This window comes from Mycolicibacterium arcueilense, assembly GCF_058536225.1.
The window spans coordinates 175,675-200,453 of the sequence record NZ_JBZTYL010000035.1; the positions used below are offsets into that span (position 1 = coordinate 175,675).

Here is a 24,779-nt window from a genome sequence, read left to right on the forward strand (position 1 = left end):
CTTCAGGAGCTTACCGACCGGCGGCGGAGCCCGCGGTGAGCTGAGCCCGGGCCCGCGCCCAGGTCAGGAATTCTGCGACGGCATCGGCGGTGTAGTGCCCGCGGGGTGAGCCGAAGATGTCGAAGGCGTGCTGTGCATGGGGGATCTCGGCGTAGACCACCGGTGAATTCGACACCCTGCGCAGGGCGGCGACGAAATCGCGGCCTTCCACCACCGGGATGAGTGAGTCGTTGGTCCCGTGCAGCACGAAGAACGGCGGTGCGTCCGGGTGTACCAGGGTGATCGGTGACGCGTCCCGGTACACCTGATCATTGGTGGCGAGCGGCAATTTCACGATCAGCCGCTCCAGGATCTCCATGAACTCCTCGCGCCCGGGGCCCGTGGTGCTGAACCAGTCGTAGCGACCGTAGACGGGTACCGCTGCCGCCACCGAGGTGTCGGCGTCCTCGAAACCGGGCTGCCACTTGGGATCGTTGGGAGTCAACGCGGCCAAGGCGGTCAGATGCCCGCCCGCCGAACCGCCGGTGATGCACACCGCGTCCGGGTCACCGCCGTACTCGGCGATGTTCTCCTTCACCCAGGCCAACGCGCGCTTCACGTCGATGATGTGGTTGGGCCACGGATGGCGCGGGCTGATCCGGTAGCCGATCGACACGCAGATCCAACCCTGCTCGGCCAGGTGGCTCATCAGCGGATACGACTGCGGCCTGCGCATCCCGATCATCCATGCCCCGCCCGGGACCTGCAGCAGCACCGGCGCTTTGCCGTCGCGCGGCAGGTCCGGGCGCATCCAGATGTCGGCCAGGTTGGCCCGGTGCGGGCCGTAGTGGACGGTCTTGCGGGCGTAGCGGCGCCGGCTCATCGCGGTGGAGTACACCTCACCCCGACGCAGGGGCCGCACCGTGGTGGGGTATTCGTCGGCCAGGGCTTCGTGCACCGGATTCTCGAAGTAGGGCCGCGATTGCACACCGCGCCGGTGCACCAGCACCAGCAGGCCCCAGGAAATGGCCTTGAGAAGCAACGAGATTCGGCCGCCCGCGGAGCGGTAGTCGCCGCGGATGGCGCGGCGCAGTGCATCGAGGGCCGACACGGTGATCACCAGCGGGGCATTCTCCGAGGTGGGCCAGCCGAACGCGAAGGACTGGACCGTGGTGTAACCCCTGCGTCCGAGCGGTTTCACCGCGTTGGCAGCGTTGAGCAACTCGGCGGCGGCAAGGAGCAGCCGCCTTCTTGGTCCAGGTTGGCGGTCAGCCACTCACGATCTCCTGCAGTTGACGGCGGTCGATCTTGCCGGTGCTGTTGCGCGGCAACTCGGCTAGCACGGTGATCTCCCGCGGCACTTTGTAATTGGCGAGGTTCTCCCGAACATACGCCTTCAGGTCGTCGGGCGTGGCAGCGCCCGAGACCCTCACGAACGCCACCAGGCGTTGGCCGTACTGCTCGTCGTCGACACCGATGACCGCGGCCTCTGCGACATCGGCATGGCCGGCCAGCACTTTCTCGACCTCGATCGGGTAGACGTTCTCGCCGCCGGAGACGATCATCTCGTCGTCGCGGCCCACCACGAACAGCCGGCCTGTCTCGTCGAGGTAACCGACATCACCCGAAGACATGAAGCCCTCGTGGAAGTCCTTGCCTTTGACGGTGGGGCCCCCGGTGTAGCCGTCGAACTGTGTGGAGTTGCGGACGTAGATGGTGCCCACTTCTCTGGTGGGGACCTGTTGGAACTCCGCGTCGAGAATGCGGATCTCGGTACCTTCGGCCGGCTTGCCCGCGGTGTCGGGTGCGGCGCGCAGATCGGCGGGCGTCGCGGTGGCGATCATGCCTGCCTCGGTGGCGTTGTAGTTGTTGTAGATGATGTCGCCGAACCGGTCCATGAAGGCGGTGACGACATCGGGACGCATGCGCGAGCCGGACGCTGCGGCGAACCGCAGCGTGCGGCCGTCGTAGCGATTCAGGACGTTCTCGGGCAGGTCCATGATCCGGTCGAACATCACCGGCACCACGCACAGCCCCTTGGCCCGATGCCGGTCGACGAGCTCGAGGGTGGCCGCGGGATCGAACTTGCGCCGCGTGACGATGGTGCAGGCCATCGACGCCGCGAAGGCCAGCTGGGAGAAGCCCCAGGCGTGAAACATCGGCGCCACGATCACGACCCGCTCTTCGGTGTGCCACGGGGTGCGGTCGAGGATTGCCTTGAGCACCTCGGGACCGCCACCGGAATGCTTGGCGCCCTTGGGAGTTCCGGTGGTGCCCGAGGTCAGCAGGATCACCTTGCTTTTCTCGGAAGCGCGGCGCGGCTCGGTACCGCGGTGCTGCTCGACCAGCTTCGCGACGGTGAGGTCGTGGGCGTGGGTGTCGGTCCACGCCACGATCCGTGCGGCGCCGGGCCGGTCGGAGAGGGCCCGCTCGACGGTGTCGGTGAACTCTTCGTCGTAGATGACGGCGTCGACGGACTCGCGGTTGACCACCTCGGCCATGGCCGGTGCGGCGAACGACGTGTTGAGCAGCAGCACGTCGGCGCCGATGCGATTGGCCGCGATCAGTGACAGCACGAAGCCGCGGTGATTGCGGGCCATGATGCCGAGCACCTTGGGTTCACCACCCGGCAGCGCCTGCAGGCCGGCGGCCAGGGCGTCGGCCTGCTGGTCGACCTGCTGCCAGGTCAGCGTCCCGAGTTCGTCGACCAGGCCGGGACGGTTCGGACACCGCTGCGCCGAGGCCGCGAAACCCGAAGTGACGCCCATGTTCTCGCGGGCCATGGCCGCCGCGATGCGCAGGTACTTGTCCGGGCGCATCACAGTGATGATTCCAGCCCTGCGCATGGTGGCCACCAGGCCGGCGACGTCGGAGACCCGGTCCACCGGTCCGGCCAGCAGATCAAGCGGATTCATCGATGCTCAGCCGATCACCGGGAAGCGGCGCTCTTCGGCCAGCTCGTCCAGCGCGCGCTGCATGACCCGGCGGACGTGGGCGTCGACCTCGTCGATGTCGGGGTTCTCGCCGAATTCGGCCTCGATGTCGATCGGCGGCAACGTCTTCATCACGATCTTGGATGGCAGCGGCACATTGAGCGGCAGCACCGCCGACAGGCCGAACGGGAAGCCGAACGACACCGGCACGATCTTGGTGCGGGCCATCCGCGCGATCGGGCCGAGCGCCTTGGCGATCTCGGTGCCGCGGGACAGGAACAGTTGGGTCTCCTGGCCGCCGATGCCGACCATGGGCACGATCGGGACGCCGGAGTTGATCGCCGCCTTGATGTAACCGGTACGCCCGGCGAAGTCGATCTTGTTCGCCGACAGGGTCGGTCGGTACACGTCGTAGTCACCGCCGGGGAACACCACGACCACCCCACCCGAGCGCAACGCCTCGTCGGCGTTCTCGTGGTTGGCGCGGATGAAGCCGGTCTTCTTGAAGAACGCCGCGGTCGGGCCGGTCATCAACATGTCGTGGCTGAGGGTGTAGACCGGCCGCTCGTAGCCGAACTTCTCGTAGAAGCCCGTCGCGAACACCGGCACGTCCAGGGCGAACAGGCCACCGGAATGGTTCGACACCACCAGGGCACCGCCGTTGGGGAAATTGTCCAGCCCGCGCACCTCGGCGCGGTGGTAGCCCTTGATCAGCGGCCGCAGCAAGCCCATGACCTTCTCGGTCAGGCCCGGATCCCACTTGGTGATTTCGGACGGGTCGATGTCGGTCGCGGCCACAGGGTCCCCCTATGTGGATTGGAACGTGTTCTAGTTTTGCTAGTGTACCCAGGTCGAGGGTAAAAAACCCATTCGCTTCGTGGGTTGCTTCACCTACTGCCGAGTAGCTGCGGTCAATCCTCTCAAAACCACAGGTCGCGTGGCGTCGCTATGAGTTCAGCACGCTGATCTCCTCGCCGACGTTGCGCCGGGCCTGCGCTTCCCAGCGTTGCCGGCCCGCCTCTGTGTGGAAGATCGGTCCATCGAGCAACGCCGCGAGCACCCGCGCCCGTGCCGGTCGGAACACGTCGTCGGGCACCGATGCGTACTCCTCGCGGACCGCGTCGGCGTACTGCCGGTAGCGCAGTGCCGGCGCCGCGAGCACCGACAGGTCTGCGTCGCTGAGCACCGCAGCGTTGACGTCGTCCGGCTCGACCTTGTGCGACTTGGTGGCCAGCACGAGTCGGGCGACCTCGTCGCTGTCGGGGGATTCGGCCAACAGTTCACGGGCCAACGCTGCGGAGCGGTCTTCGTTGTCGTCGCGACCGATCTCGTAGATCGCGTCGTGGAACCACGCCGCGAGTTCGACCGCTTCCCGGTCGAACTGCAGTCCGTCCTCGGCAAGGACGCCGATCGCGTCGAGCACCTCCCGAAGATGCGCGACGTTGTGATGCTTCCGGTGTGGTTCGGACCAGCGGGCCAGCAGGTCTTCCCGCAGTCGCTCGGTGAGATGTGCAGCCATAGGGCCAGTGTCCTCCGAGGTTGACCTCAACCACCGCTGAGGCACGATGGCCATCATGGGATCAGACCTCACTGGGTACCTCGACCGGATCGGCCTTGCGGGTCCGGTGTCAGCCGATGTGGACACGCTGCGAAACGTCGTCGCCGCACATGGTCGCTCGATCCCGTTCGAGAACCTCGACCCACTGCTGGGCATCCCGGTCGCCGACCTCGGTGCGGAGGCATTGGCGGACAAGATGATCACCCGGCGCCGTGGTGGCTACTGCTACGAGCACAACGGCCTGCTCGGCTACATCCTGGTCGAGCTGGGGTACGGCGTCGACCGGTTGGCCGGGCGGGTGGTCTGGATGAAGGAACCCGACGCGCCGTTGCCCGCCCTCACCCACAACGTGCTCGCCGTGACGGTGCCGGGCGAGGCCGGACGCTTCCTGGTCGACGTCGGTTTCGGCGGGCAGACGCTGTCGTCCCCGATCCGCTTGCAGACCGCCGCGGTGCAGCAGACCCGCCACGAGCCCTACCGGTTGATGGAATTGCCCACCCAGGGCGCGCCGGTGTACGAACTGGCCGCACAGGTCCGCGGGCAGTGGCAGCCGCTGTACCGGTTCACCGCCGTGCCGCAACCACGCGTCGACCTCGAAGTCGGAAGCTGGTATGTGTCAACGCATCCCGGCGGAATCTTCGTCGTCGGGCTGACTGCGGCCCTGGTCACCGACGATGCCAGGATCAACCTGCGCGGCCGGAACCTGGCCATCCACCACCACGACGGGACCGAGAAGATCCGCTTCGACACCGCCGAGCAGGTGCTCGATGCACTCGCCGGGCGGTTCGGGATCAACCTGTCCGATCTCGACGGCGTCGACGTCGAGGCCCGGGTGGCGCAGGTGCTGGACAGCTGACGGCGCGAGCGCAGCAGGAAATGTCATGTTCCCGGGGCAGGCAGCCGACCATACTCGGTGACCGTGGAGGTACAGCCGAACGGGCGTGACCGGTTACGGGAACTGCTCGACGCCGTCGTCGACGACGCGAATTCCGGCGTCGGTGACATGGCGCGCAGCAGTTACGCATCGGAGTTTCACTTCTCCCGGGAGGTCCGCAGACTCACCGGAGAACCGCCCGCGGCGCTGCGCCGTCGGGTCATGCTCGAGCGTGCGGCGTGGCGGTTGCAGCAGGGGGCCGGGGTGGCCGAGGTGGCCGAGTCCGAGGGCTGGTCTTCGGCCGAGGTGTTCTCCAGGGCGTTCCGCCGCGCGTTCGGGGTGCCGCCGTCACGGGCCGACGATGTGGGATTTCGGCTCACCGCGCCCAACGGCGTGCACTTCCATCCGCCACAGGCCTTGTGGTGTGACGCCGACCCGAGTGAGGCCACCGGTCCGGACATCGCACAGTTCATGCTCGTGCACGACGTCGCCGACACCGAGTATCTGATCGGTGCCGCCCGCAGGCTCTCCGAAGAGCAATGGGCGCAGGAGATCTCACCGGGGCAGGTGGTGCTCGACTGGGACGGTCCCGAAGGGAGTGTCGCCGCGGTGCTCGGTGCGATCGTGTGGACCAAGGAGGTCTGGCTGGCCACCATCGAGGGTCGGGACTTCCCCGCCCGGACCACGACCAGCCAGACGACCGCCGAGCAACTGGGCGCGCATCACGCCGACATCGGAAAGCGCTGGACCACAATGATCTCCGAATATTCGGCAGCACGCCGGCTGGGGGACACCGTCATCGATGCACTGTGCGATCCGCCGGAATCCTTTCAGCTGTACGGGATCGTCGCGCACGTGCTGACGTACTCGGCGCACCGGCGTGCCCTCGTACGCGGCATGCTGGCCCGGCACGGTGTCGCTGTCGACCGGGGCGACCCACTCGAATGGATGAGGAAGGACTGACCGTTGAAGATCGTGTACTACACCGCGTCGAGCCTGGACGGTTTCATCGTCGACACCGAGGACAGTCTGGATTGGCTGATCTCGCGGAACATCGACCAGCAGGGCCCGTTCGGCTACGACGAGTTCATCAAAACCATTGGCGCCCTTGCGATGGGATCGTCGACCTACGAATGGATCGTGAAGAACCAGCCGGATGAGTGGTCGTATGAGCAGCCGACGTGGGTGCTGACCCGCCGACCCGAGATCGTGGCTGCCGAGCATCCGGTGCAGGTGTTCTCGGGTGACGTCACCGAGCTGTACACCGAGCTGGTGGCGGCTGCGGCGGGCAAGGACGTCTGGGTGGTCGGGGGAGGGCAGGTAGCTGCCCAGTTCGTCACGGCCGGGCTGATCGACGAGATGATCGTCAGCTACGCACCCTGTTCGCTGGGGGCGGGGTCGCCGGTACTGCCGGTCCGGTCCGAGTGGGCGCTGGCCGAGTCTGCGCTCAACGGCGATTTCGTCTGTGCCCGCTGGGTCAGGGCGCAGCCTGCCGGCTGAGTCGCGGGACGCCGTTACGGAGGACGAATTCCTTTGACTTGATCAGGAATTCGAGTTGGCGGGCGACATCGTGCAGTGGCTCGACCGATCTCGAAGATCGGCACAGCACCACGGCGCCCTCCAGGGCTGCGATGCACATGACCGCCAGCGAGGACGCGTCGGACGCGTCGAAGCCGTCGGCGGCGAAGTCAGCGGTCAGGGCGGTTCGCCAGCGGTCGAAGACCGCGCCGGCCGCCGCGGCGAGTTCGGGTTCCTCGTCCGGGTCGGCGATCGCCACCGCGACCACCGGGCAGCCTGCGGTGAAGTCACTTCCGGTGAGCACTCGCTCCCAGAATTCGACGAACCGGTGCACCAGATCCCAGGCGTTGTCCGACGTTTCGGCGCCGACGACATCACCGATCCTGTCCGCGGCGAACTGCAGTGCCTCCATCAGGATCTGGCGGCGACCGCCGGGGAAATGGTGGTACACGGAACCGCGAGGCGCGCCACTACGGGCCAGTACCTCGTCGATCGTGACGCCGGCAGCGCCCCGCTCGCGCAGTACCTCGACCGCGCTTCCGAGCATGCGGGCGCGGGTGGAGCCGCGTTTGTTCCGCGGCCTCGCGGCGGAGTCAGGCGACCCGGTCATGCAAGAACTGCGAGGAACAGCGAAGCAGCATCCGCGGGGTGATGGTGCGCACCGGAGCGTGAGGTGTGCGGACCCGACGGGTGAACCGGTGACCGGCGAGGTTGAGTTCAACGACCCACATCGCGCACCGCCCTTCTATGTCATCCACCATAGAAATGATGGAATCCTCGCATGATGTCGAGTATCCAACGAACATGCTTGTGGATAAGAGACTAGCAGGTGAACGGCTTCTGAACAGGTCCTACTCAGCCTCGGAGGCTCTCAGTCAAATTATGATGTCTTGCATAATTCTGCGAACAGGCGTTGACTGCCCCCATGACGACCGACCCGGCCCTCGACACTCTGACGTTGCATCGGGACGGCCACGTCCTGCTGATCGGACTCAATCGTCCGGAGAAACGCAACGCGTTCAATGTCGCGATGCTCACTGATCTGGCCCTCGCCTACGGACTGCTCGAATCCGACGAGGACCTGCGGGTCGGGGTGCTGTTCGCCCATGGCGACCACTTCACGGCCGGCCTCGACCTCGTCGACGTCGCCCCCTATGTGGCCAGCGGTGACCTGCCCACTCCCGAGGGCGGACGTGATCCGTGGCGTCTCGACGGCGACTGGACGAAGCCGATCATCGCCGCGGCGCAGGGTCGGTGCCTGACCCTCGGAATCGAACTGCTCCTGGCCGCCGACGTCCGGGTAGCGGCGGAAGACACCAAGTTCGCCCAGATCGAGGTGTTGCGCGGCATCTACCCGTTCGGCGGTGCCACACTGCGGCTGCCGCGCCAGACCGGCTGGGGCAATGCGATGCGATGGCTGCTGACCGGGGACGAGTTCGACGCCGCCGAGGCGTACCGCATCGGGCTGATCCAGGAGGTCGCGCCGGACGCCGATGCGGCCCTGACCCGAGCCTGCGCGATCGCGCACACGATTGCCGATCGCGCCGCCCCGCTCGGGGTCCGGGCCACCCTCGCCTCGGCACACACGGCCCGCCGCGAAGGGGATGGCGCCGCCATCGCGCGACTGCGGCCTGTGGTCGCTGAGCTGTTCGCCACCGCCGATGCGGCCGAAGGTGTGCAGTCCTTCATCGAACGCCGGGCCGCGAACTTCCAGGGCCGCTGAAGTTTCTAGCTCGCCGAAGGGAATCAGCCGGCGGTATCCAGCGCGACCAGGGCTGCGGCGACCGCGAAGAACTTGTTGGACCCGAGCTGGCGCACGGTCTTGATGTTGAACGCGGCAGCGAGATGCTCGGCATCAGCGTCGGTAACCCCGGCCAGGGCCGCCGGCGAGGCGTCCAGGATCTCCTTGAGCGACTTGTCCTCGTAGGCCTTGTCGAGCGACTTGGCCAGATCGACGGAAACTGCCATGGGAATCTCCTTGCATCTCGGTGCCGGGTGAACCCGCGCCACGCTAGATGGCGAACCTGAACATTGGCTGTCGGTGCAGGCGCGCTGAAACGAAAGACGCCCTGAAACCGTAGTTCCAGGGCGCCTTTACGAGTTCCGCGGAGTTTTACTCCGGGGTGTAGCCAAACGGCAGCAGCACGCTCTTGGCCTGGGTGTAGGCGTCGATGCCCTCGGGGCCGTTCTCGCGGCCGATGCCCGAGTTCTTGTACCCGCCGAACGGGGCGCCCGGATCGAAGGCGTACATGTTCACCGCGTAGGTGCCGGTGCGGATCTTCGAGGCGATCTTGACGGCCTTGGGGAAGTCCGTGGTGTACACGCTGCCGGCCAGGCCGTACGGCGAGTCGTTGGCGATACGCACCGCGTCTTCCTCGGTGTCGAACGGGATCACGACGAGGACCGGCCCGAAGATCTCTTCCTGCGCGATGGTCATCGAGTTGTCGACGTCGGCGAACACCGTCGGCTGCACGAACCAGCCCGAATCCAGGCCCTCGGGGCGGCCACCGCCGGTGACGATGCGGGCACCCTCTTCGACGCCCTTCTTGATGTAGCCCTCGACCCGTTCGCGCTGCTTCTCCGAGATCAGCGGGCCGATCATCGAGGCCGGATCGTCGGGCAGACCGACCGGCATGGCGGCGACGGCGGCCGAAAGTTTCTCGACGACCTCGTCGTAGCGCGACCGCGGTGCCAGGATGCGGGTCTGGCCCACGCAGGCCTGTCCGCAGTTCATCAGGCCGGAGAACACCAGCATCGGCAGGGTGGAGTCCACGTCGGCGTCCTCGAGGATGATCGCCGCGGACTTGCCGCCGAGTTCCAACGTGCAGGGCTTGAGCTTCTCGGCGGCGATCTTGCCGATCTCCTTGCCGACGCCGCTGGAGCCGGTGAAGGTGAACTTGTCCAGCTCGGGGTTGGCGGTCAGGGCGCGACCGGTCTCCGGGCCACCCGGCACCACCGAGAGCACGCCCTCGGGCAGCCCGGCTTCGGTGAGGATCTCGGCGAACAGGTTGGTGGTCAGCGGGGTCTCGCCGGCCGGCTTGAGGACGACGGTGCAGCCGGCGAGCAGGGCCGGGCCCAACTTGTTGCAGGCCAGGAAGAAGGGCACGTTCCAGGCGATGACGGCGCCCACAACACCGATCGGCTCCTTGATGACCAGGGTCTGGCCGTAGATGCCGTCGCGGATGTCCTTCCAGTCGTACTTGTCGGCTGCGCCGGCGTAGTACTGCAGGCTCGACACACCCGCGCCGAACTGCATCATGTCGACGATGGTCGGCGGCTGGCCGGTCTCCAGCTTCAGCAGGTGCTTGAAATCCTCGGCCCGCTCGTTGATGAGCTCGACGGCCTTGGCCAGCACGGCCTGGCGCTCCTCGGGCGACATGTGGGGCCACGGGCCATCGTCGAAGGCTTTGCGGGCAGCGGCGCACGCGGCGTTGACGTCGGCCTCGGCGGCGAGCGGGACCTGGCCGACCTTCTCGCCGGTCGCGGGGGAGAAGACCTCGATGACCTCGGAGGTCGAGGGCTCCACCCAGTGGCCGCCGATGAACAGTTTGTCGAATTCCGTCCTGGTCACAGCTGGCGCGGCTGACGAAGTTTGTGTCATGGCCGTCACATTACCTAGATTTCCCAGAAAAACGAGAACCTGTTCCAGTGGACGGGTTAGGACGGCCGAAGAACCAGAACCAGATTGCTCACCAGGAACTCCCGCAACCCTGGTACCGAGGTCATCCACCAGGCCCATCGTGGGTGGTAGCGGGGAAATGCGGCGATCAGCGCGCCCGTGCTGGCGGCCCACTGCAGACCATCCGACGCTGACACCGCGAACAACGACGAGCCGTAGTCGTTCTTGGGTCGGCGACCGTGTTTGCGGGCGTAGCGCTCGGCCGCCCGGGCTCCGCCCAGATAATGCGTCAGCCCCATCTCATGGCCGCCGAACGGACCCAGCCACACCGTGTAGGACAACACCGCCAGCCCACCCGGCTTCGTGACCCGCAACATCTCGTTGCCCAACCGCCACGGGTGCGGCACATGCTCGGCGACATTGGAGGACAGGCAGATGTCGACGCTGTCGTCGGCGAACGGCAGCGCCATCCCGGAGGCCCGCACGAAGGTGCCCTCGGTCGCGTCCGCGGCTGGTCCCGCATGCATTTCCCGGGGGTCCGGTTCCACCCCGATGTAGTCCATGCCCGCCGCATCGAATGCCGAGGCGAAGTAGCCGGGTCCGCCGCCGACGTCGAGCACGGTGCGCCCAGAAGAAGATTCACCGGTGGCGCCCGACCACAGATCGGTGACCAGGTCGACGGTGTCGGCGGCCAGCGCCCCGTAGAAGCGGGCTGGGTCGCTCTGCTCGAACCGGAACTGGGCCAGCAGGCGTACCGACCTGTTCAAGGTTGCCCGGCGGGCGAAGCGCGCGGATATGTCGCTGGGCTGCACCTGCCCAACCTACTGACCGGTACTCTCAACACGATGTCTGCCCGTCCCGACCCTCGCCTGCGGAGCGTCCTGCTGCTCTGCTGGCGCGACACCGGGCACCCTCAGGGCGGCGGCAGCGAGGCCTATCTACAGCGGATCGGCGCGTGCCTGGCCGACGACGGCGTGGACGTCACGTTGCGCACCGCGCGGTACCCGGGTGCGGCCCGGCGCGAGGTGGTCGACGGGGTGCAGATCAACCGGGCAGGCGGGCCCTACAGCGTGTACATCTGGGCCGGGCTGGCCATGGTGGCCTCCCGCGTCGGTCTCGGGCCGCTGCGCAAGGTCCGGCCGGATGTCGTCATCGACACTCAGAACGGGCTGCCGTTCCTGGCCCGGCTGGCGTTCGGCCGTCGGGTGGCGGTGCTCGTGCACCACTGTCACCGGGAACTGTGGCCCGTGGCCGGCCCGATGAAGGGCCGCATCGGCTGGTTCGTCGAGTCCAAACTGTCCCCGCGACTGCACCGTAGCAACCAGTACGTCACCGTCTCCCTGCCGTCGGCCCGCGACCTCAATGAGCTCGGGGTCGATTCCGGCCGGATCGCCGTGGTGCGCAACGGGCTTGACGAGGCGCCCGGCCCCACCCTCGAGCTGCCGCGGTCGACCAGCCCGCGCCTCGTGGTCCTGTCCCGGCTGGTGCCGCACAAGCAGATCGAGGACGCCCTCGAAGCTGTCGCGACACTGCGCACCAAGATTCCCGGGCTGCACCTGGACATCCTGGGCGGCGGCTGGTGGCGGAAACGGCTGGTCGAACACGCCGAACTGCTCGGCATCTCCGATTCGGTGACGTTCCACGGCCACGTCGACGAAGAGACCAAACACCGTGTGCTGCAGCAGAGTTGGGTGCATGTGCTGCCGTCACGGAAAGAAGGCTGGGGACTCGCCGTCACCGAGGCCGCTCAGCACGGGGTGCCGACCATCGGTTATCGCGCATCAGGCGGGCTGACCGACTCGATCGTGGACGGGGTCACCGGGCTGCTGGTGGAGGATCGTGACGCCCTGGTCGCCGGCTTGCACCAGCTGTTGAGCGACCCGGTGCTGCGGGTCCAATTGGGCAGCAAGGCGCAGGCCCGCAGCGACGAGTTCTCTTGGACGCTCAGTGCGGACGCGATGCGGGCGGTGCTCGAATCGGTGCACGACGGCAACTACGTCAGCGGACTGGTCTAGCCACACCGGTCACTCCGACTACGCGGGGCGGTGCCCGTTGACTTTGAAACCACGCACACCGCTACCCGCAAAAATGCAGCGTCAGCTCAAAGTCAACAAGAAGTTCTGGCTCGCCAGAAGCTGACCGTCATCCCCACTGCCCCGCCGACCAGGGCCAGCAGCCAGACCAGATGGGCGGCGATCAACATGCTCCGGTGAGGTGAGCCCGGGTGGTCGCCGCCGATTGGGTACAGCGCGATATCGGCATCCCGGTAAGCCACCGGAAGATCCAGTTCTGCCGGCACCCCATTGGTTTCGACAACCAGCCAGCCGACACCGGCGTCGGCCATTGTCTGGCGATCGGCGCCCGAGCGCATCAGATCCTGGACTTCGCGGGCCCGTGTTCCCTCGCCGGGCACCACCTGGCCGCCGATCACCAGATCGCCGGTCGACAGCACCTCGGCGCGCAGCCACCGGGGCAACGGATCGAGTACCGGCGCGGCGCCGGACCAGTAGAACGACCGCATACTGTCTGGTGGCAACACCGCCACCGGTCGGGGATCCGCGTTGATGGCGGCCGCTGCGGCGGTCCACCCAGGCGGGTACTGCACCGCGCGCATCTGATTGCCGACGCCCCAGGCGAGATCTGGGAGCACCGCGATCAGCGCCGCACAGGCCACGGCGGCCGAAGCCGGCATCGGTATCCCCAGGCGCCGCAACGTGACCGGCGCGGCGGCAGCGGCCACGACATAGCCCGGCATGGCCAGCGCCACCCATTTCTGACCATCGCGTACCACCCCGAGGCCGGGCACGGCCCGGATCGTCGCGTCGACGAACGCCAGGCCGACGTCGGTGGCCATCGCGGCCGGGATCAGCACCGCTGCCGCGGCCAGGATCAGCAGCGGCACCGCCCTGCGGTTGCGCACCACCGCGGGCAGGCCGAGCGCGACGACGCCGACCAGTACGACGGTGGCGACCACGGCGAAAAGTGTTGTGCGCGAGCCGGGTACGGCTTCACCGTTCCAGATGCCACCCAGGCCGGCCAGGCTGCCGAGGGTGGAAAGACCGGGCTCGGCGCGAGCCGCGAATGCTTGCACCCCGGCCGCCGAGACCGGAGATGACACCGTGCCAGCCACCGCGGCGGCCACCAGCCACGGCGTCGCCGCGAGCACCGAGGTGCCCAACGCGAGCGCGGCGACGCGCAGGCGCCGCCAGCCGTCGCCGTCGCCGGGGGCCGCAACGCACACGAGCGCGACCGTGGCGGCCAGCATCAGCCCCGTCGGCGTCAGCCCGGCCAGCGCGATCCAGAACAGCAGGCCCCACATCGGGCGGTAGCCCGAACCGTTTTGTCGCGCGCGGGACCCCCCGCGTAGCCGCAGTACGCACACCGCCACCCAGGGCAGGCAGCCGTAGCCGACGAGCAGGCTCCAGTGCCCTTGCAGCAACCGCTCGGCCACGTACGGATTCCAGATGGCCACCGTCGCGGCGATGAACTGACCGGGCAGCCCGGCGTCCATCACCGTGGAGGCCAGGTGTGCGGCGCCCCAACCGGCCAGCCACAGGCCCGCCACGAGCAGGACCTTGACCACGATTCCGCCGTCCAGCACGGTCGAGGTCAGGGCGACGAGAAAATCCTGCGGCAACGCGCGGGGGGCGGCCTCGGTCAGGCCCAGCGCCGCATCGGTCAGGTATGAGCGGGGCGTGGAGACGGCGTCCCGCAAAAGCAGATAACCGGGCCCCAGCAGGGGCCCGGTTACCGATAACGACAGTGCCAGCGCGTAGGCCGGCAGCAGGGCAGAGCGCAGTCTCAGATCACCGGTCCGGCGGTAGGTCGGATGGTCGTTGAGCGGGCAGCTTCTCGGTCTTGGCCTCGGCGCCGGGTACCTGGAAGCCCTGGGTGTCGAAGAAGCCGTGATCGGCGGTGTCGAGCCCGGGATCGATCAGCGTGGACTCGGCGCGGATCGCGAACGAACCCACCACGCCGCCACCGACGAGTGCCAGCAGGCCCAGCGCGGTGAACGTGATGGGCAGGACGCGGGTCCACAGTGACACGCGATCACGCTCATCCTGTGCGGCCGCGACCTGGGACTCCACGGTCTCCTCGTTGTAGGTGACCTTGTAGTCGACGTAGGTCACCTCGGGCTTGAGCTTGTCCCGCGCGTAGTACTGGTAGCCGTGGTCCTGCGCCTTGACGATGGTGCCCGACACCGGGTCGACCCAGAAGGTGCGCTGCGCGGCGTAGAAGCGGTCCATCGTGATCCGCTCGTCGGGTTCGCCGGGCACACCCCACATCTCGGGGCTTGCGGTGACCGAGCTGTCGGCGTCGTCCTCGTAGAGCGAGGAGTACTTGACCGGATCGGCCAGCTTGCCGTTGGAGTCGTAGCCCACGTTCTGGATGAACCGGTAGGTGGTCAGCCCGTTGACGTCTTCTTCGCCGTCGTAGTTCGCGTCATACGCCTTCTGCGCGATCGCGTCGAAGAACGGATACGTCTTCTTCTCGGTGTCGAACGGGAACCGGTAGGTCAGGCCGTCATGCGGCAGCGCGACGTTGGTCGGCGGCTTCTCATCCTCGATGGCCCGCGGCTTCTGCAGGGCCCCGCCCGGGTTGTTGTCGCTGGACACCGCCAGCGCGGTACTGCGGTTCATCGTGACGGTATCCACCAGCGCCAACAGCAGGCCGGAGTCCTTCTGCCGGTCCGTGCGCCGCAGCGTGCTACCCACCTGCAGCGTCACCACCTCGGCGTTCGACGGTGATTCCACACTGACCTGTTGCTGCAAAGCGACCGGCACGTTGCGGTCGACCGAGAACTTCTCGGCCACCAGCGATTCCGGATCGAAAGCGGTCGCGGTCCCGTCGCTGACCAGGCTGGTATCCAGATTGAGCGGGATCTTGGCGATCTTGCCCTTGGTATAGGTGGTCAGCAACAGTGCGGCAATGAGCAGGGCTGCACCCAGCCCCATCAGTCCGCATGCCGCTATCCGCAGCGCCACTGCGCGGTTCAAACCGTGCCTCCTTCAGTGTGGGCCAACTCGCCGTGAGGCAAACCCGTTCGACCCTAACAGCACTATCTAAGGCCATTACTTACTCCGGCGACATCCCGCGGGCGCGTTAACCCGCAGTTTGGCGGGGTTGCCATCGAGCGGCACACTGGTCGCCGTGGCCACCGGAGCACCGGACCCGGAAACCGGATCGGAATCTCAGGTCGGCGGGACACGTAGCTTCCTGCCGGCGGTCGAAGGCATGCGCGCCTGCGCGGCCATGGGTGTGGTGCTCACCCACGTCGCCTTCCAGACCGGGCACACCACCGGGGTGAGCGGCCGGTTCTTCGGCCGGTTCGACCTGGCAGTCGCGGTGTTCTTCGCGCTGTCGGGGTTCCTGCTGTGGCGCGGCCATGCCGCCGCTGCCCGCGGTATGCGTCCCCGCCCGCGCACCAGTCACTACCTGCGCTCGCGCGTCGTGCGCATCATGCCCGGCTATGTGGTGGCCGTTGTGGTGATCATCCTGCTGCTCCCGGAGGCCAAGGCCGATCTGACGGTGTGGCTGGCCAACCTGACCCTGACCCAGATCTACGTGCCGCTGACGCTGACCGCGGGCCTCACCCAGATGTGGAGCCTGTCGGTGGAGGTCAGTTTCTATCTGGCGCTGCCGCTGCTGGCGCTGCTCGCGCGGCGCCTGCCGGTGCGGGCCCGCGTCGGCGTGATCGTCGCGCTGGCGGCGCTGAGCCTGTTGTGGGTGCGCATCCCGTTCTCGGGCACCACGGGACTCAACCCGTGGAACTGGCCGCCGGCGTTCTTTTCCTGGTTCGCCGCGGGCATGGTGCTGGCTGAACTCACGGTGAGCCCATTCGGCTGGGTGCACCGGTTGGCCCGGCGCCGGGTGCTGATGGGCGTCATCGCTGCGGTGGCGTTCGCGATCGCGGCCTCGCCGCTGGCCGGACTGGAAGGGCTACGCCCAGGCTCGGTGGGCCAGGTGACACTGAAGACCGCGATGGGTGCGATCGTTGCGGGCGCGCTGCTGGCCCCGCTGGTCCTCGACCACCCCGACACCGGGCATCCGATTCTGGGCAACAAGGTGATGGTGACGCTGGGCCGCTGGTCCTACGGGCTGTTCGTCTGGCACCTGGCGGCGCTGGCCATGGTGTTCCCGATGATCGGGGAGTTCCTGTTCAACGGCCAGATGCTGGTGGTGCTGGTGCTGACGCTGGTGTTCGGCTTCGCGCTGGCCGCGGTCAGCTACGCGCTGATCGAATCTCCGTGCCGGGAGGCGTTGCGGCGCTGGGAGTACCGGAATCAGACCCCGGTGCCGCCGTTGGACAGCTCGATCACCGACGAGCCCGAGCCGGCTCCAGCCGCGCGATGATCTCGTCGCGCACCGCGGTGCGCCGGGCCTTGCCCGCGTCGTCGCGCAGCGGGGTGTCGACGAACTCGACATCAACCGGCACCTTGTAACCCGACAGACGCTCGCGCAGGAATGCCTGCACCGCCGCGGAATCCAGGTCCGACCCGTCGGACGTCTGCACCAGCGCGTACGGCACCTGACCCAGATCTTCGTGCGGTACGCCGACGACGAGGCACGACAGGACGTCGGGATGCTCGGCCAGCGCGGCTTCGATCTCGGCCGGGTAGACGTTCTTGCCGCCGACGGTGAACATGTCCACCCGCCGGTCGTTGAGGTAGAAGAACCGCTCGCTGCCATCGTCGACGTAGTACCCCAGATCTCCGAGTGAGTCCCAGCCGTCGCGGCTCTTGGCCGTGCTGCCGACGTAGCGGTAGGTGGGTGCACTGCCCGGCCCGGGCCGCATGTAGATCTCACCGGTCACGCCGGGCGGGCACTCCTGGCCGTCGTCGTCGAGCACCTTCATCTCGCCGGCCACCACCACCCCGACCGATCCCGGATGTCGCAGCCACTGCTCGCCGGAGATGAACGTGAGCGCCTGCAGTTCGGTGCCGCCGTACAGTTCCCACAGTGCCTCGGGACCGAGCAGATCGATCCAGGCCTGCTTGACCGCAGGTGGGCAGGGTGCGCCGACGTGCCAGAACCGCCGAATGCTGGACAGGTCATAGGCTTTCGGGTCGGCGTGGTACACCGGCAGCAGCCGTTGCATGATGGTGGGCACCGTGGTCAGGAACGTCACGCGGTGTTCGGTGACCAGCGCCAGGAACTCGGTCGGGTCGAAGCGCGGCATCAACACCAGGTGGTGGCCCTGCAACAGCGCGATCGCGAATGTGGTGAAACCGGTGTTGTGGCTCATCGGTACCGACATCAGCGTGACGTCGTCGGGTTGGGCGCCCAGGGGAACGCCGATCAGGGCGGGCACCCGGCTGTCGCCGCCGGCTTCGATCAGCTTCGGGCGTCCGGTACTGCCGCCCGAGGCCATCGACTTCCACGTCGGCGCGACGGCCTCGGGAAGCGGTGCATCCGACAGTGCGGTATCCGGGGTGAAACCGGCTGGTACCCAGGGGGTTTCGCCGGCATCGCGGCCGACGACGAGGGCCCTGGGACGCAGCGTGAGGATCCCGGCGAATTCGGCGTCCGGCAGCCGGGGCGACAAGGGTTGCGGTACCGCACCGAGTTTCCAGGCGGCGAGCGTGGCCTGCACCCACTCGATCGAGTTCGGCAGGCTGATCGTCACGTAATCACCTTGTCGCACACCAAGTTCGGCGTAGGCGCGGGCAAGCCGGTTGCTGGAACGTTCGAGCTCGTCCCGGGTGAGGGTACGACCCTGGCACGTCACCGCGGGCCGGTCAGGGCCGGCCGCTGCCAACTGGGCAACCTGGGTGGGGATCGGCGGGATGGTCTCGGTCATCTCAGTAGCCGCCCTTCTGCTCGAAGATCCGGCGCGGATTGTCCACCAGCATCGTGGTGATCTGCTCCTCGGTGACCCCGCGCTCGCGCAACGCAGGCAGCACGTCGTTGTGGATGTGCAGATAGTGACTGTTGGGCAGGGCCGTGGCGGTCAGTTTGTCGGGCAGCGCGTCGAAGTAGCACCAGGTGTCGTGCGAGAGCACCATCTTCTCGGCGTGGCCGCGCTCGCACATGGTCGCCACCGTGGCGACCCGCTCCTCGAACGGCAGGAAGACATCCACCCCGAACCGGTCCATGCCGATGTAGGACCCGTTGGCGATCAACTCTTCGAGGTAGCCGATGTCGGTGGTGTCACCGCAGTGGCCGATCACCACGCGGGACAGATCGACGCCCTCCTCGGCGAAGATGCGCTGCTGCTCGAGGCCGCGCCGGCTGGCCGCGTGGGTGTGCGTCGAGATGGGCACCCCGGTCTGCCGGTGGGCCTGCGCGACGGCCCGCAGCACCCGTTCGACACCCGGGGTGACGCCCGGTTCGTCGGTGGCGCACTTGAGGATTGCCGCCTTGATCCCGGTGTCGGCGATGCCGTGTTCGATGTCGCGGACGAACATCTCGGTCATCGGTTCGGGCAGGCCCACCGCGGGTCCGTTGAAGTGGAAGGTCAGCGGCAGGTCGTTGTAGGTGTAGAAGCCGGTGGCGACGACGATGTTGAGGTCGGTGGCCTCGGCGATCCGGGCGATACGCGGAATGTAGCGGCCCAGGCCGATCACCGTGAGGTCGACGATGGTGTCGACGCCGTTGGACTTGAGCTCGGTGAGCCGCGCGATCGCATCGGCTTCCCGGCTGGCGTCGTCACCCCAGGACTCCGGATAGTTCTGGGTCAGCTCGCTGCTCATGATGAAGACGTGCTCGTGCATGAGCGTGACGCCGAGGTCGGCGGTATCGATGGCTCCGTGGGCGGTGTTGACAGTCGGCACGGGCCCGATGCTAGGTGCGTCAGTCCGCCGCGTGTGGGGATTCGGCCCAGTCGCGGGCGGTGGTGCCGGCCCCGTCGAGCCCCCAGCTGATGCCGCGGGCGTCGGGCGGGCGTACCGAGAGCACGGTGTCGACGATGAAGGCGACCTGCGGGTTACCAATCACATTGCGCCACTTCTGCGTCGAAGCCAACGCGTGGCCGACGATATCGATGGTGGCGTCGTCGGGGCCGAGGTGAACCCCGACCGGGCGGATCTGGGGAGCGCCGTTGCGGTCGACGGTGCTCAGCCGTCCGATCGGTTGCTCGCGAAGGTAGGCCAGTTCGGCCGCGGTGAAGGTCATGGTGTCTGTCTTTCGTCGTCGGGTGGCAGCTCGTCGTGCTGCAGGGTGTCGTGGAGCCGGGTGAATACTCGTTCGATGCAGTCGAGTTCGTCGGGCCGGATGTGATCGAAGAACAGTTCGCGGACCGACGCGGCGTGCAGCGGCATGGCCTCGCGTAGCACTTCGGCGCCGGAGGCGGTCAGCACTGCGCGGTAGCCGCGGCGGTCCTCGGGAACCGGTTCCCGCAGCACCAGACCGCGTTTGGTCATCGAGTTGATCTGGTAGGTGATCCTGCTGCGCGAGAACACCATTTTCTCGGCGAGCTCGCTCATCCGCAGGCGGTGATCGGAAGCGGCGGCCAGCAGCATCAACAGGTGATAGTCCATCAGGCTGAGGCCGGTGGCCTCCCGGAGGCGCTCGTCGAGCAACGTCTCCAGGCGCAGGCTGGACTCGATGTAGGGCCGCCAGGTCCGTGCCTCGGCGGTGGAGAGCATTCGCGTCACGTTCCTCCGATCGGACAACTAGTTCAGATCTCAACAGTGTGAAGCATCGCCTTGCCGTGTGGTAAATCTCGGCCTACAGTCAATATAGTACAAATTTTAACTAAAAGAAGGGACGCATGACATGACACACGTGATCGATTGGGACGACGCCTACCGGCAGGAGCACACTCCGGCCTGGAGCATCGGTGCACCGCAACCGGAGTATGCGGCGATCATCGACACCGACGGCGCGGTTCGAGGCGAGGTGCTCGACGCGGGGTGCGGACACGCCGAACTCGCGTTGGCGCTGGCTGCCCGCGGCCACAACGTCGTCGGCCTGGACCTGAGCCCCACCGCCGTCGCGGCAGCAACCGAGACCGCCCGTGAGCGGGGGCTGGACACGGCGACATTCGCGCAGGCCGACATCTCCTCGTTCACCGGATACGACGGTCGCTTCTCGACGATCTTCGACAGCGGGCTGCTGCATGCACTGCCCGCCGAACTCCGTGACGGCTACCTGCAGGCCGTGTATCGCGCCGCGACACCCGGCGCGCGGTTCTACATCCTGGCCTTCGGTGCCGGCGCATTCGGTGACCTGGAGGGCCCGGGTCCGACGCAGTTCACCGAAGGTCAACTGCGCGAGGTGGTCTCACGTCACTGGCAGGTCGACGAGATCCGGCCGGCTCGGCTGCACGCAGCGCTGCCCGAAGGCCGCACCGAGATGCCGGCCTTGTTGGTGACAGCCACCAAGGTCTAGCTCATCCGGCGTCGGCTTCGACCGCGGCCAGCACCTCCGGAGTGATCGGGTCGAGGATGTCGTCGAAGTCGTGGTGCTTCTGCACGTACTTCTTGACATACGGGCAGACCGCGACGATGCGTTTGCCGGCGGCGCGCGCATCTGTCAGTGCCGCGGTGACCAGCTCGCCTGCCAGGCCGCGGCCGCCGAACTCGTCGTCGATCTCGGTGTGGTGGAAGATGCGCTGGTCGCCGGAGTCGACATAGGCCGCGAGGCCGGCGTGTTCGCCGTCGACGGTGATCTCGTAATGGCGCGCTTCGGGAATGTTGCGGACTTCAGCCATGTCCCAACTATGCCCGAGCGGCACTGGCACGATCATGCAGATGGCCGTCACCGCAGGTTCGACGTGGGCGCCGTTGGCATCGCCGGTCTACCGGGCGCTGTGGATCGCACAATTCGTCTCCAACCTCGGCACGTGGATGCAGACGGTGGGTGCCCAGTGGATGCTGGTCGGAGATCCGCGTGCCCCGGTGCTGGTGCCGTTGGTGCAGACCGCCACCACGCTGCCGGTGATGCTGCTGGCCCTGCCGTCGGGCGTGCTCGCCGACCTGGTCGACCGGCGCAGGCTGCTGCTGGCCACGCAGGGCGCGATGGCGGCGGGAGTGGCCGCGCTGGCGACGCTGACCGGTGTCGGTCTCGCGACGCCGACGGTGCTGCTGATTCTGCTGTTCCTGATCGGTTGCGGGCAGGCGCTGACGGCGCCGGCATGGCAGGCGATTCAACCTGATCTTGTTCCGCGTGAACAGATTCCGGCCGCCGCCGCGCTCGGCAGCATGAGTATGAACGGGGCCAGGGCGATCGGACCGGCGATCGCCGGCGCGTTGGTCTCGCTGTCGGGCCCCACCCTGGTGTTCGCGCTCAACGCGGTCTCGTTCGTCGGCATCGTCGTGGTGCTGATGCTCTGGCGCAGCCCCGTCGCCGAACAGCTGCTGCCCGCCGAGCGGCCGTTGGCGGCGCTCAGTGCCGGTGGCCGGTTCATCCGGAGCTCACCGATCATCCGGCGGATTCTGCTGCGGGCTGTGCTGTTCATCGCGCCCGGCAGCGCATTGTGGGGCCTGCTCGCGGTGATCGCCGACAGGCAACTCGCGCTGTCCTCGTCCGGCTACGGTCTGCTGCTGGGCGCGCTCGGAGTCGGGGCGGTGCTCGGCGCGTTCGTCCTGGGCCGGCTGCAGTTCATGTTCGGCCTGAACACCCTGCTGATTGCCGCCGCCGTCGGATTCGCCGGAGCCACTGCGGTTCTGGCGCTGGTCCACAACTTCGGTATCGTCCTGGCGGCCCTCGTGATCGGGGGCACGTCCTGGCTGTTGGCACTGTCGACGCTCAACGCCTCGATGCAGCTGAGTCTGCCCGCGTGGGTGCGCGCCCGCGGGTTGTCGGTGTATCAGCTGACGTTCATGGGCGGTCAGGCGATCGGTTCGCTGGTGTGGGGGCTGGTGGCCGGTGCGACGAGCACCGTGACGGCCCTGTTGATCAGTGCCGGGCTTCTGGTGTTCTGCGCGGTATCGGCCTCGTGGTGGCCGCTGCACGCGCGCACCGGCGACTTGGACCTGACTCCGTCGGCGCATTGGCCCGAACCGGCGCTGGTGTTCGAGCCGGCTCCGCCAGATGGTCCCGTCCTGGTACTGACCTCCTACCGGGTGCAACCCGAACATGAGGCCGAGTACTTCGCTGCCATGGGTGTGCTCGGCCGGTCCCGGCAGCGCACCGGGGCCACACAATGGCAGCTGTTCCGCAGCGTCGAGCGTGACGCCGTCTTCGTCGAGGCGTTCGTGGTGCGGTCCTGGGACGAGCATCTGCGGCAGCACCGCACCCGTCTCACCGGCAACGACCTGCTCATCGAGCAATCGGTGGAGCGGTGGGTCGAGGGCGAGCCGGTTTCGCATCATCTGATCGCGGTGCGCACTCCTTGACTGTGAGCGCCATCACAGTAATATGACCAGTGGTCATCCACTCTGGAGGCGCTGATGCCAACGGTCACCTGGGCACGTGTCGATCCCGCTCGTCGGGCCGCGGTGATCGCGGCCGCCGAGGCGGAATTCGGGGCGCACGGATACTCCCGCGGCAGCCTCAACGTCATCGCCCGCAAGGCCGGTGTCGCGAAAGGCAGCCTGTTCCAGTACTTTGCGGACAAGCGCGACCTGTACGCCTTCATCGCCGATGTCGGCAGCCAGCGGGTTCGCTCCTACATGGAAGGGCGGATTCGCGAGCTCGACCCGAGCCGCCCGTTCTTCGAATTCCTCCCTGATCTGCTCGACGACTGGGTGGCCTACTTCGCCGATCACCCCAGGGAGCGCGCGCTACACGCCGCCGCCAGTTTCGAGGTCGACGCCGACGCGCGGGTCAGCGTGCGCGCCGTGGTCCACCGCCATTACCTCGATGTGCTGCGCCCCCTGGTGCGCGATGCGCAGACCCGCGGCGACCTGAGGCCCGACTGCGACGTCGATGCGTTGCTGTCGCTGATGTTGATGATCTTCCCGCACCTCGCCCTCGCGCCGTACGTGCGTGGGATGGATCCGATCCTGGGCCTCGATGAGCCCAGCCCTGAGCAACCGGCACTGGCCGTACGCCGCCTCGTCGCGGTGTTGTCGGCCGCATTCTGCGCCTCCGATCAACCAGCCCGCCAGACCTGAGGAGGTCAATTCCCATGTCACACACACAGTTCGGTTCACTGGCCAAAGGTGGCCTCAATTGGAACAGCTTGCCGCTGAAGCTCTTTGCCGGTGGTAACGCGAAATTCTGGGACCCGGCCGATATCGATTTCTCCCGCGACCGGGCGGATTGGGAGGCACTGACGGATCGGGAACGGGAGTACGCCACCCGCCTGTGCGCCGAGTTCATCGCCGGGGAGGAGGCCGTCACCAAGGACATTCAGCCGTTCATGTCCGCGATGCGGGCCGAGGGCCGCCTGGGCGACGAGATGTATCTGACCCAGTTCGCCTTCGAAGAGGCCAAGCACACCCAGGTGTTCCGCATGTGGCTGGACGCCGTCGGTATCGGCGAGGATCTGCACAACTACTTCGACGAGCTTCCGGCCTATCGGCAGATGTTCTACGAGGAGCTGCCGCAGTCGCTGGATGCGTTGTACACCGACCCGTCGCCGGCTGCGCAGGTGCGGGCGTCGGTGACCTACAACCACATCGTCGAAGGCATGCTCGCGCTCACGGGATACTATGCGTGGCACAAGATTTGCGTCGATCGCGGGATCCTTCCCGGCATGCAGGAGCTGGTCCGGCGGATCGGGGACGACGAACGCCGGCACATGGCGTGGGGCACGTTCACCTGTCGCCGTCACGTCGCCGCAGATGACGCCAACTGGGCGGTGTTCGAGGAGCGGATGAACGAGCTCATCCCGCTGGCGCTGCGGCTCACCGAGGAGGGCTTTGCCCTCTACGCACCGGACATTCCGTTCGGCTTGGTGCAGGACGAGTTCATGCAGTACTCGGCCGACAAGGGGATGCGCCGGTTCGGCACCATCAGCAGCGCCCGGGGCCGGCCGCTCGAGGAGATCGACCTCGACTACTCGCCGCTGACGTTGGAGGACACGTTCGCCGACGAGGACGCCCGAGCGTTGGCTGCTACGGCGTAGGCCCACCCCCGCCGGCAGATCCCGACAGTGCGGTGTCGGCGAACCCCTCAGTCGCCGACACCGCAGCCGTGCGCACTGCATAGTGCGCGGCCGCGTGAGCACAGCTAAGCCAGATGGCTCAACTATGAACTGACTGCGTAGTTAATACGCTCAGTCCTGCACAATCCTGGTCCGCAACCTGTGATCCCCCATGTAGCAAAGGGCATTCCCGGCGTGCGCAACGCGTGCCGGTACCGTAAGTACTGCATATGTGCGTTGTCAACAGGTCCACTGTTATCTGTAGGTCGGTTGCGGGTGTCCTCGACTGTCGCTGACGGTGATCGGGATGGTGTTTGCGACCG

25 protein-coding genes are annotated in these 24,779 nt (G+C 67.2%); 10 read left to right on the top strand and 15 right to left on the bottom strand.

The window, feature by feature from the left end:
- Positions 1-10: 10 nt before the first annotated feature.
- The 4 genes from AC4LGL_RS30410 to AC4LGL_RS30425 form a co-directional block, all read right to left on the bottom strand.
- Complete coding sequence (locus tag AC4LGL_RS30410) at positions 11-1,255, bottom strand: alpha/beta hydrolase (RefSeq protein ID WP_055119615.1); 1,245 nt, start codon at positions 1,253-1,255, stop codon at positions 11-13.
- A complete protein-coding gene (gene fadD12, locus AC4LGL_RS30415) occupies positions 1,248-2,894 on the bottom strand; it encodes an acyl-CoA ligase FadD12 (protein WP_491841993.1) in 1,647 nt (548 codons plus the stop codon). Before fadD12 ends, AC4LGL_RS30410 begins: the two co-directional genes overlap by 8 nt.
- A gap of 6 nt (positions 2,895-2,900) precedes the next feature.
- Positions 2,901-3,710 (bottom strand): 1-acyl-sn-glycerol-3-phosphate acyltransferase, encoded by an 810-nt coding sequence (locus tag AC4LGL_RS30420; RefSeq protein ID WP_491841994.1) that lies wholly within the window; start codon positions 3,708-3,710, stop codon positions 2,901-2,903.
- A gap of 148 nt (positions 3,711-3,858) precedes the next feature.
- Positions 3,859-4,431 carry an HD domain-containing protein gene (locus tag AC4LGL_RS30425; protein ID WP_491841995.1) on the bottom strand — a complete coding sequence of 191 codons (573 nt, stop codon included), beginning with the start codon at positions 4,429-4,431 and terminating at the stop codon, positions 3,859-3,861.
- A 55-nt stretch (positions 4,432-4,486) separates the two neighbouring features.
- Here AC4LGL_RS30425 and AC4LGL_RS30430 point away from each other — a divergent pair, with 55 nt between their 5' ends.
- From AC4LGL_RS30430 to AC4LGL_RS30440, 3 genes are read left to right on the top strand one after another with little or no spacing between them, the layout of a single operon-like run.
- Positions 4,487-5,326, top strand: a complete 840-nt coding sequence (locus tag AC4LGL_RS30430) for an arylamine N-acetyltransferase family protein (RefSeq protein ID WP_491841996.1) — start codon at positions 4,487-4,489, stop codon at positions 5,324-5,326.
- Positions 5,327-5,383: 57 nt separating this feature from the next.
- Entirely contained in the window at positions 5,384-6,307 is a 924-nt protein-coding gene (locus AC4LGL_RS30435) for a helix-turn-helix domain-containing protein (RefSeq protein ID WP_491841997.1), read from the top strand.
- A gap of 3 nt (positions 6,308-6,310) precedes the next feature.
- On the top strand, positions 6,311-6,844 hold the full coding sequence (locus tag AC4LGL_RS30440; protein ID WP_491841998.1) for a dihydrofolate reductase family protein: 534 nt from the start codon (positions 6,311-6,313) through the stop codon (positions 6,842-6,844).
- Here AC4LGL_RS30440 and AC4LGL_RS30445 read toward each other — a convergent pair.
- Complete coding sequence (locus AC4LGL_RS30445; RefSeq protein WP_491841999.1) at positions 6,822-7,472, bottom strand: TetR/AcrR family transcriptional regulator; 651 nt, start codon at positions 7,470-7,472, stop codon at positions 6,822-6,824. The genes AC4LGL_RS30440 and AC4LGL_RS30445 overlap by 23 nt on opposite strands.
- Positions 7,473-7,787: 315 nt before the next feature.
- Between AC4LGL_RS30445 and AC4LGL_RS30450 the strand changes: the two genes are divergently transcribed.
- The gene (locus tag AC4LGL_RS30450; protein ID WP_491842000.1) at positions 7,788-8,585 is read left to right on the top strand and encodes a crotonase/enoyl-CoA hydratase family protein; all 798 of its coding nucleotides are present in this window, start codon (positions 7,788-7,790) and stop codon (positions 8,583-8,585) included.
- 23 nt (positions 8,586-8,608) lie between these two features.
- Here the strand turns inward: AC4LGL_RS30450 and AC4LGL_RS30455 are convergent, their stop codons facing one another.
- The 3 genes from AC4LGL_RS30455 to AC4LGL_RS30465 all read right to left on the bottom strand — a co-directional run bounded on the left by AC4LGL_RS30455 (position 8,609) and on the right by AC4LGL_RS30465 (position 11,278).
- Entirely contained in the window at positions 8,609-8,830 is a 222-nt protein-coding gene (locus tag AC4LGL_RS30455; protein WP_064933829.1) for a hypothetical protein, read from the bottom strand.
- A 145-nt stretch (positions 8,831-8,975) separates the two neighbouring features.
- Entirely contained in the window at positions 8,976-10,463 is a 1,488-nt protein-coding gene (locus AC4LGL_RS30460; RefSeq protein ID WP_491842001.1) for an aldehyde dehydrogenase, read from the bottom strand.
- A 56-nt stretch (positions 10,464-10,519) separates the two neighbouring features.
- The gene (locus AC4LGL_RS30465) at positions 10,520-11,278 is read right to left on the bottom strand and encodes a class I SAM-dependent methyltransferase (RefSeq protein WP_491842017.1); all 759 of its coding nucleotides are present in this window, start codon (positions 11,276-11,278) and stop codon (positions 10,520-10,522) included.
- A 48-nt stretch (positions 11,279-11,326) separates the two neighbouring features.
- Here AC4LGL_RS30465 and AC4LGL_RS30470 point away from each other — a divergent pair, with 48 nt between their 5' ends.
- Complete coding sequence (locus tag AC4LGL_RS30470) at positions 11,327-12,496, top strand: glycosyltransferase family 4 protein (protein WP_491842002.1); 1,170 nt, start codon at positions 11,327-11,329, stop codon at positions 12,494-12,496.
- Positions 12,497-12,588: 92 nt separating this feature from the next.
- On the opposite strand, the gene AC4LGL_RS30475 is transcribed toward AC4LGL_RS30470, so the two are convergent.
- Positions 12,589-14,268, bottom strand: a complete 1,680-nt coding sequence (locus tag AC4LGL_RS30475) for an MmpA family trehalose lipid delivery protein (RefSeq protein ID WP_491842018.1) — start codon at positions 14,266-14,268, stop codon at positions 12,589-12,591.
- 19 nt (positions 14,269-14,287) lie between these two features.
- Positions 14,288-15,478, bottom strand: coding sequence for a cell envelope lipid trafficking protein PgfA (gene pgfA, locus AC4LGL_RS30480; RefSeq protein ID WP_491842003.1), 1,191 nt, complete (start codon positions 15,476-15,478; stop codon positions 14,288-14,290).
- Between the two features lie 238 nt (positions 15,479-15,716).
- Here pgfA and AC4LGL_RS30485 point away from each other — a divergent pair, with 238 nt between their 5' ends.
- Complete coding sequence (locus AC4LGL_RS30485) at positions 15,717-16,835, top strand: acyltransferase family protein (protein ID WP_491842019.1); 1,119 nt, start codon at positions 15,717-15,719, stop codon at positions 16,833-16,835.
- Here AC4LGL_RS30485 and AC4LGL_RS30490 read toward each other — a convergent pair.
- Genes AC4LGL_RS30490 through AC4LGL_RS30505 form a run of 4 tightly spaced genes read right to left on the bottom strand, consistent with a single transcriptional unit; the run spans position 16,798 to position 20,068 of the window.
- The gene (locus AC4LGL_RS30490) at positions 16,798-18,282 is read right to left on the bottom strand and encodes an AMP-binding protein (RefSeq protein ID WP_491842004.1); all 1,485 of its coding nucleotides are present in this window, start codon (positions 18,280-18,282) and stop codon (positions 16,798-16,800) included. The genes AC4LGL_RS30485 and AC4LGL_RS30490 overlap by 38 nt on opposite strands.
- 1 nt (position 18,283) lies before the next feature.
- A complete protein-coding gene (locus AC4LGL_RS30495) occupies positions 18,284-19,255 on the bottom strand; it encodes a phosphotriesterase family protein (protein ID WP_491842005.1) in 972 nt (323 codons plus the stop codon).
- A gap of 19 nt (positions 19,256-19,274) precedes the next feature.
- Positions 19,275-19,595 carry a pyridoxamine 5'-phosphate oxidase family protein gene (locus tag AC4LGL_RS30500; RefSeq protein ID WP_491842006.1) on the bottom strand — a complete coding sequence of 107 codons (321 nt, stop codon included), beginning with the start codon at positions 19,593-19,595 and terminating at the stop codon, positions 19,275-19,277.
- Positions 19,592-20,068 carry a MarR family winged helix-turn-helix transcriptional regulator gene (locus tag AC4LGL_RS30505; protein WP_491842020.1) on the bottom strand — a complete coding sequence of 159 codons (477 nt, stop codon included), beginning with the start codon at positions 20,066-20,068 and terminating at the stop codon, positions 19,592-19,594. The genes AC4LGL_RS30500 and AC4LGL_RS30505 overlap by 4 nt, the downstream gene beginning before the upstream one ends.
- A 130-nt stretch (positions 20,069-20,198) precedes the next feature.
- Between AC4LGL_RS30505 and AC4LGL_RS30510 the strand changes: the two genes are divergently transcribed.
- Complete coding sequence (locus AC4LGL_RS30510; RefSeq protein WP_491842007.1) at positions 20,199-20,813, top strand: class I SAM-dependent methyltransferase; 615 nt, start codon at positions 20,199-20,201, stop codon at positions 20,811-20,813.
- A 1-nt stretch (position 20,814) separates the two neighbouring features.
- On the opposite strand, the gene AC4LGL_RS30515 is transcribed toward AC4LGL_RS30510, so the two are convergent.
- On the bottom strand, positions 20,815-21,135 hold the full coding sequence (locus AC4LGL_RS30515) for a GNAT family N-acetyltransferase (RefSeq protein WP_491842008.1): 321 nt from the start codon (positions 21,133-21,135) through the stop codon (positions 20,815-20,817).
- 34 nt (positions 21,136-21,169) lie between these two features.
- Here AC4LGL_RS30515 and AC4LGL_RS30520 point away from each other — a divergent pair, with 34 nt between their 5' ends.
- From AC4LGL_RS30520 to AC4LGL_RS30530, 3 genes are read left to right on the top strand one after another with little or no spacing between them, the layout of a single operon-like run.
- Positions 21,170-22,762 carry an MFS transporter gene (locus tag AC4LGL_RS30520; RefSeq protein ID WP_491842021.1) on the top strand — a complete coding sequence of 531 codons (1,593 nt, stop codon included), beginning with the start codon at positions 21,170-21,172 and terminating at the stop codon, positions 22,760-22,762.
- Positions 22,763-22,816: 54 nt separating this feature from the next.
- Entirely contained in the window at positions 22,817-23,482 is a 666-nt protein-coding gene (locus tag AC4LGL_RS30525; protein WP_491842009.1) for a TetR/AcrR family transcriptional regulator, read from the top strand.
- A 14-nt stretch (positions 23,483-23,496) separates the two neighbouring features.
- The gene (locus AC4LGL_RS30530; protein ID WP_491842010.1) at positions 23,497-24,438 is read left to right on the top strand and encodes a R2-like ligand-binding oxidase; all 942 of its coding nucleotides are present in this window, start codon (positions 23,497-23,499) and stop codon (positions 24,436-24,438) included.
- Positions 24,439-24,779: the final 341 nt, after the last annotated feature.

What these genes read in the sequence shown, in the direction of transcription:
- fadD12 (WP_491841993.1), bottom strand. Translation starts at nt 2,894, where the DNA reads ATGAATCCGCTTGATCTGCTGGCCGGACCGGTGGACCGGGTCTCCGAC.
- AC4LGL_RS30425 (WP_491841995.1), bottom strand. Translation starts at nt 4,431, where the DNA reads ATGGCTGCACATCTCACCGAGCGACTGCGGGAAGACCTGCTGGCCCGC.
- AC4LGL_RS30430 (WP_491841996.1), top strand. Translation starts at nt 4,487, where the DNA reads ATGGGATCAGACCTCACTGGGTACCTCGACCGGATCGGCCTTGCGGGT.
- AC4LGL_RS30445 (WP_491841999.1), bottom strand. Translation starts at nt 7,472, where the DNA reads ATGACCGGGTCGCCTGACTCCGCCGCGAGGCCGCGGAACAAACGCGGC.
- AC4LGL_RS30450 (WP_491842000.1), top strand. Translation starts at nt 7,788, where the DNA reads ATGACGACCGACCCGGCCCTCGACACTCTGACGTTGCATCGGGACGGC.
- AC4LGL_RS30455 (WP_064933829.1), bottom strand. Translation starts at nt 8,830, where the DNA reads ATGGCAGTTTCCGTCGATCTGGCCAAGTCGCTCGACAAGGCCTACGAG.
- AC4LGL_RS30460 (WP_491842001.1), bottom strand. Translation starts at nt 10,463, where the DNA reads ATGACACAAACTTCGTCAGCCGCGCCAGCTGTGACCAGGACGGAATTC.
- AC4LGL_RS30470 (WP_491842002.1), top strand. Translation starts at nt 11,327, where the DNA reads ATGTCTGCCCGTCCCGACCCTCGCCTGCGGAGCGTCCTGCTGCTCTGC.
- AC4LGL_RS30485 (WP_491842019.1), top strand. Translation starts at nt 15,717, where the DNA reads ATGCGCGCCTGCGCGGCCATGGGTGTGGTGCTCACCCACGTCGCCTTC.
- AC4LGL_RS30490 (WP_491842004.1), bottom strand. Translation starts at nt 18,282, where the DNA reads ATGACCGAGACCATCCCGCCGATCCCCACCCAGGTTGCCCAGTTGGCA.
- AC4LGL_RS30500 (WP_491842006.1), bottom strand. Translation starts at nt 19,595, where the DNA reads ATGACCTTCACCGCGGCCGAACTGGCCTACCTTCGCGAGCAACCGATC.
- AC4LGL_RS30505 (WP_491842020.1), bottom strand. Translation starts at nt 20,068, where the DNA reads ATGCTCTCCACCGCCGAGGCACGGACCTGGCGGCCCTACATCGAGTCC.
- AC4LGL_RS30510 (WP_491842007.1), top strand. Translation starts at nt 20,199, where the DNA reads ATGACACACGTGATCGATTGGGACGACGCCTACCGGCAGGAGCACACT.
- AC4LGL_RS30515 (WP_491842008.1), bottom strand. Translation starts at nt 21,135, where the DNA reads ATGGCTGAAGTCCGCAACATTCCCGAAGCGCGCCATTACGAGATCACC.
- AC4LGL_RS30520 (WP_491842021.1), top strand. Translation starts at nt 21,170, where the DNA reads ATGCAGATGGCCGTCACCGCAGGTTCGACGTGGGCGCCGTTGGCATCG.
- AC4LGL_RS30525 (WP_491842009.1), top strand. Translation starts at nt 22,817, where the DNA reads ATGCCAACGGTCACCTGGGCACGTGTCGATCCCGCTCGTCGGGCCGCG.
- AC4LGL_RS30530 (WP_491842010.1), top strand. Translation starts at nt 23,497, where the DNA reads ATGTCACACACACAGTTCGGTTCACTGGCCAAAGGTGGCCTCAATTGG.